Origin of the sequence: Curtobacterium sp. B18, from assembly GCF_000333375.1 — a bacterium.
Lineage (GTDB): Bacteria > Actinomycetota > Actinomycetes > Actinomycetales > Microbacteriaceae > Curtobacterium.
The window spans coordinates 1-5,962 of the sequence record NZ_BACZ01000141.1 but is presented as its reverse complement, the minus strand read 5'-3'; the positions used below and the strand labels follow the sequence as shown (position 1 = coordinate 5,962).

General features: G+C 71.6%; 5 protein-coding genes. 2 read left to right on the top strand and 3 right to left on the bottom strand.

Annotated elements, in window-relative coordinates:
* Positions 1–31: 31 nt before the first annotated feature.
* From I5E_RS03885 to I5E_RS03875, 3 genes are all read right to left on the bottom strand, one after another.
* Positions 32–1,555, bottom strand: coding sequence for an MFS transporter (locus I5E_RS03885; protein WP_022905836.1), 1,524 nt, complete (start codon positions 1,553–1,555; stop codon positions 32–34).
* A 220-nt stretch (positions 1,556–1,775) separates the two neighbouring features.
* The gene (locus tag I5E_RS03880) at positions 1,776–2,798 is read right to left on the bottom strand and encodes a LacI family DNA-binding transcriptional regulator (RefSeq protein ID WP_022905835.1); all 1,023 of its coding nucleotides are present in this window, start codon (positions 2,796–2,798) and stop codon (positions 1,776–1,778) included.
* Complete coding sequence (locus tag I5E_RS03875) at positions 2,777–4,849, bottom strand: aldo/keto reductase (RefSeq protein WP_022905834.1); 2,073 nt, start codon at positions 4,847–4,849, stop codon at positions 2,777–2,779. Before I5E_RS03875 ends, I5E_RS03880 begins: the two co-directional genes overlap by 22 nt.
* A gap of 184 nt (positions 4,850–5,033) precedes the next feature.
* On the opposite strand from I5E_RS03875, the gene I5E_RS24180 reads away from it, so the two are divergent.
* Positions 5,034–5,708: an ABC transporter substrate-binding protein gene (locus I5E_RS24180; protein ID WP_022905833.1), complete on the top strand. Its 675-nt coding sequence runs from the start codon at positions 5,034–5,036 to the stop codon at positions 5,706–5,708.
* Positions 5,709–5,747: 39 nt separating this feature from the next.
* A partial coding sequence (locus tag I5E_RS25190) for a hypothetical protein (protein WP_042723568.1) occupies positions 5,748–5,962 on the top strand: 215 nt, incomplete at its 3' end.

The window sequence follows — 5,962 nt, the reverse complement described above, 5'->3', positions numbered from 1 at the left end:
GCGGCTGCTCACCGAGCGGGGCGGCGCGGCGCTACCGGCGCTTCAGCATCACGACCGCACGGGCGGCCGCGACGACCATCAGGAGCGCCGCGACGCCGGCCGTGACCGTGACGCCGGAGTCGAACGCGGCCCGCGCGGACTCCAGCAGCGCCTGCCCCGCCGACCCGCCGAGGGACGACGCCGCCGACACCGCGCCGCCGAGGGTCTCCTGCGCGGCGGTGTGCGCCGACGACGACAGGCCGTCCGGCACCACGACGTGCGCGCGGTAGGCGGTGGCGAGGATCGTCCCGAGCACCGCCGTCCCGAGCACGGCACCGATCTCGTACGCCGTCTCGGACATCGCCGAGGCCGCACCGGCCTTGTCCGCCGGAGCCGTCGAGATGATGAGGTCGTTCGTCACGGTCTCGGAGGCACCGATCCCGATGCCGAGCAGGACGAACGCGAACGCCAGGGCCACGATCGAGGCGTGGTGCCCGAGGGCCGCGACCATGGCGTACGCGGCCGCCGAGAACAGCAGCGACACCGCGACGACCCAGCGCGGAGCGACCCGCGCGACGATCGGCACGACCGCGAGCCCCGCGACGATCGTGAGGACCGATCCCGGGACGAGCACGATGCCGGAGGCGAACGGGTCGAGCCCGGCGACGAGCTGCAGGTGCTGGGCGATGAAGAACAGGAACCCGGTCAGCGAGAACATCGCCGTCATGTTCATGAGCACGCTGCCCGTGAACGCGGTGCTCCGGAACAGTCGGAGGTCGAGCATCGGGGTCCGTGAACGGAGCTGTCGACGCACGAACGCGATGCCGCACAGCACGCCGACGGCGAGCATCGCGATCGCGAAGCCCCGCTCCTCGGGGTGCACGACGGACTTGATGGCCCAGGCGATCGGGGCGAGGGCACCGAGCGACAGGAACATGCTCGGCACGTCGACCGGCCCCGGGTTCGGGTCGCGGGACTCGGGGACGCAGAACGGCACGGCGACGAGCATCACGACGAGGATCGGCACCGCGACGAGGAACACCGCGCCCCAGTGGAAGTGCGCGAGGAGGGCACCGCCGACGAGCGGGCCGAGCGCGTTGCCCGCCGCGAACATGGTCGACCAGACGGCCAGCGCCATCCGCCGCTCCCCCGCGTGCACGAAGACGTTGCGGATGATCGACAGGGTCGCCGGCATGAGCATCGCGCCGAAGACGCCCATCACGATGCGGGCGGCGACGAGCATCCAGGCGTCGGTCGCGAAGGCCGCGGCGACGGAGAACAGCGCGAAGCCGCTGGCGCCGATGACGAGGATCCGGCGACGCCCGATGCGGTCGCCGATGCTGCCCATCACGACGAGGAGTCCGGCGAGGACCAGCGGGTACGCGTCGACGATCCAGAGCTGCGTCGTGGCGTCCGGGTTGAGGGCGCGGGAGATCGACGGCAGCGCGAAGCTCAGGATGGTGTTGTCCACCGAGATGAGGAGGACGGGCATCATGAGCACCGCGAGGGCGGCGAACCGGCGGGTGCGGCTGCCGGTGACGGCGGTGGCGACGGGGCTGGTGAGCAGGGCGGACACGGTGACTCCAGGGACTTCGAGCCGGACCAGGTCGACGGCGGTACTGACGAACGGTCCGGACGGGGCGCGGTGTGGACACGCGTCGCGTCAGGACTCCGTTAGTGTACCGTCTGGACGGTGTTGGTTGCAAATGCAACTGACCGCCGGACAGGAGGGACGGTGCGGGCCCGCACCGCGCCTCCTGCCCGTCGCTGGTCGCGTTCGGGTCGGGGCCCGGTCGTCAGGCCGACTCGCGCAGGAGCAGCCGGTGCCGGACCGTGCGCTGCACCGCGTCACCCTGACGCGGCAGCTCGCCGGCGAGCATCCCGAGGGCGAGGTCGAGCGCCTCGCGCGCGACCGCGTCGAGGTCGACGGCCAGGGTGCTGAGGGTCGGTGACACGAGCGAGCCGAGCGGCAGGCCGTCCACCCCCACGACGCGCACGTCTCCGGGGACGTCGACGCCGGCTCGGCGGCACGCCTGCAGCACGCCGAGGGCCATGACGTCGTTGAAGGCGAGGATCGCGTCCTGCCGCCGCCGGCGCGCGAGGATCCGGGTGGTCTCCTCGGCACCGCACTCGGCCGTGCCGTGGTCGGCGTGCACGAGCTCGGGGAGGTACCCGCGCCGCTCGAGGGCGTCCATCATGAGGGTCCCGCGGACGCTCGTGTGCCCCGGCGACGAGTTGTCGAGCACCACCGGGTGCCGGACGCCGGTGGCGACCAGGTGGTCGGCGAGGACCTCGATCGCGTCGGCGGGGTCGATCCAGACGGCGCCCGTCGCGGGCTCGGAGTAGGGGTCGAGCTCGACCATGGGCACGCTGCCGAGGAGCTCGCGCCAGCGCTCGCGCCGCGAACCGAGGTACCCGATGACGACGTCGGTCTGCGCACCGAGCGCCTGCACCATCCGGTCGGCGTCGCTCGCCAGGTCGACGTCGGCGAGCATGACGTTCCAGCCCTGCTCGGCGGCGAGCCGGAACACGGCCGAGGCGAGCTGCGGGGTGTACGGGTTGCGCAGGTCGTTCACGACGAGCCCGAGCTGGTGGTCGCCGCCGGTGACGAGTCCGCGGCCGAAGCGGGACGGCCGGTAGTCCAGCGCCTCGGCGGCGGCGAGCACCCGCTCCTTCGTCGCCGCGCTGATGCCGGACATGCCGTTCATCGCGCGGGTGACCGTCTGCCGGGACACCCCGGCGGCCGCGGCGACGTCGATGATCGTCGCCCGGCCGCCGGGTGCGGGAACGGGTTCGGTCAGTCGCGGAGGTCCAGCCATGCCACCTGTTCCGGAGTGAGGTCGACGGAGAGGCCGGTCATGGACGACCGGGCTTCCGCGATCGTACGCGGTCCGAAGAGCGGGAAGGTGGGGAAGGGCTGGTGCAGGACGTACGCGAGGGCGATCGCCGTCGCCGGCACCCCGAACCGCTCACCGAGCTCCGACGCACGGCGGAGCCGCTCGAAGTTCTCGTCGCTGTAGTAGCAGCGCACGAGCTCGGCATCGCTCGTGTCCTCCGGCTTGGCGCGGCCGGTGAAGAACCCACGCGCCTGCGAGGACCACGGCAGCAACGGCACCTGACGCTCCTCGAGCCACTGCTTCGACGCCGCGTCCGTCGCGTGGCGGCACCCGGCCCACGGGACGTCGTACGCCTCGGCCAGCCCGAAGTGGTTGCTCAGGACCTCGAACTCGTGCCTGCCGTTCGCCCGGGCGTAGGCGTTCGCCTCGTCGAAGCGCGCGGGTGTCCAGTTCGACCCGCCGTACACGCGGATGCGTCCGGCGCGACGGTGCTCGTCGAGGACGTCGACGAACTCCCCCACCGGGATGTCCTCGTCGTCGCGGTGCATCATGTAGATGTCCGCGTAGTCGGTGCCCTGACGCTCGAGGCTCTCGAGCAGCTGGCGGCTGAGCGACTCCGGGTCGCAGAACGGCGTGTGCGCGCCCTTGGTGATCACGACGACGTCCTTGCGGACACCACGGTTCTGGATCCACTTGCCGAGCCGACCCTCGAGCACACCACCGCCGTAGATGTACCCGGTGTCGAACACGTTGCCGCCCTGCTCCACGAACAGGTCGAAGATCGCGCTCGCGTGCGCCAGGTCGGGCTGGTTGTCGACACCCATGACCAGGCGGGACATGCGCTTGCCGACACCCGCGACCTCGCCGTAGCGCATCGGGTTGTCGGCACGGTCCGGCTCGTGCGCGGCGACCGTGAGCGGACGGCCGCTGACGGTGGGGATGTCGGCGGTCTCGGCCTCGAACGGGAAGCGCAGGCCGATCGCCGCGCGCCACCGGTCGAGGGTGCGCGCGGTGGCGAGGGACTCGTCGAGCGTGAACTCGGGGGCGTCGACGCGACCGGCCGCGAGGGCCGCCGTGGTCGCGTCGGCCTCGAGCGCGTAGGGGCGCGCGCCGGCGAAGGACAGCGTGCGCGGGTCCTCGTCCACCGTGCTGACCTCGATGGTGGGGTCGTCGCCGAGGGTCCACGGATCGGTCAGCGTGATCTTCCCGGTGGTGCCGTGCACGACCACGGCGTTGTCGTCCTGCACGCGGACACCCGTGCGGAGGTGGGCCGTGATCCGCCGGTCGCCGACCCCGCGGTAGGTGGCGTCTGCCGTCGTCCACTCGTCGACCCCGGTCGGACCGAGCGTGCCGGTGGCGACGAACTCGACGGGCTCGGCGACGGCCACACCGGTCGCGGCCTGCACGATCGCGGCCGTCATGGTGACCGGGTACCCGCCGACGTCGAGGATCCCGCCGCCGGCCGTGTCGACGTCGAACAGCCGGCCGGACCGGGTGCCCGCGCGGAACGCGAAGGAGGCGTCGACGTGCGTCACGGTGCCGATCGCGCCCTGGCGGACGAGGTCGAGCAGGGCCGCGGTCTGCGGGTGGAAGCGGTACATGTACGCCTCGACCAGGGGCAGCCCGGCCTGGCGTGCGGCATCGGCGAGCGCCATCGAGGTGCCGTGGTTCGGCGAGAGCGGCTTCTCGCACAGGACGGCCTTGCCCGCAGCCAGCGCCGCCAGGACGAGGGCGGCGTGGCCGGTGTGGACGGTCGAGACGTAGACCGCGTCGACGCGCGGGTCGGCGAGCACCTCGTCGTAGGACGCCGCGGTGACGTCGGCGAACCCGTGGTCGCCGGCCTCGGCCGCGAACGCGCCCGCACGCTCGATCGACGAGCTGCCGGCGGCGACGAGGGTGGCGCCGACCGCGCTCGCAGGCAGCTGGGAGAGGAAGCGGCGGGCGATCCCACCGGGGCCGAGGACGGCCCAGCCCGGGGTGTCGTGCTCGCTCGTGGAAGTGCTGCTGCCGGTGGTCGCGGTCTGCGCTGACATGCGGATCCCTATCGTCTCGTGAACCTTCACGGTCCCGACGACCGTACCTGTCAGCCTCCGCCCCTGCAACGATGTGGATGCTTGACACGGCGTGTCGGCCGGGGCATGCTCTGACCACTTCGTGAGCGTTCACGGTCGAGCGCTCCACGGTTGCACCATCTCAACGACGAGAGCAGGTACTCCAGTGACAGCACCAACGCACAGGCTCAGCAGGAGGGGGTTCCTCGCCGGCGCAGGGGCGCTCGGCGCACTCGCCTCCGCGACCCTCCTCGCCGGGTGTTCCACCGGCACCGCCATCTCCAAGGACCCGGACGAACTCGTCCTCTGGTACTGGAACCGGTCCCTCGACCCGAAGTTCCTGCAGCAGGCCGCCGGGGGCATCAGCGGCCACGAACCGATGCGGCTCCGGCCGGACCTCATCGGCGGGGCGTCCTACGACACGAAGTTCCGGACCGCGCTCGCCGGCAACGCGTTCATCCCCGACGTCCTCATGGTGAACTCGAACTGCTGGCTCTACTTCCCCGACGAGGACCTCTTCACCGACTTCGCCCCCTCCGCCACCGAGCAGTCCGCCTACTACGACTGGAAGCTCTCACTCGGCCGGACCCCGTCCGGGCGGCAGTGCTTCTGGCCGGTCGACACCGGTCCCACCGGCTTCTTCTACAACCAGGAGGTCCTGCGGAAGGCCGACCTCCCCACCGACCCGGACGAGGTGAGCGCGGCGATCCAGACCTGGGCGGACTTCCGGACCTTCGGCAAGCAGATCAAGCAGCAGACCGGTGCCGCGACGATCATCACCGCGACACAGCTCTTCAACCAGTTCGTCTCCGCGAGCCCGACGCGTGCCTTCGCCCTGTAGCAGGCTGGCGAACTGGCCGAGGCTGCCCTCGCCGCCGATATGGCCGATGATCTCGTTGAGCTTGTCGGTCGGCAGGCCGGTCTGCTGCGCGGCGATCTCCGCCGTGTCGCCGTCCTGAGGATGCGCGACGCCCAGCGCGTGCACCGCTTCCTCCACCTTGTCGGCGGGCAGGCCGATCTTGGTGGCAAGGTTCTCGATATCCACATTGCTGCCGATCTGGCCGAGCAGTCCGTCGAGGATTCCCATCACGATTC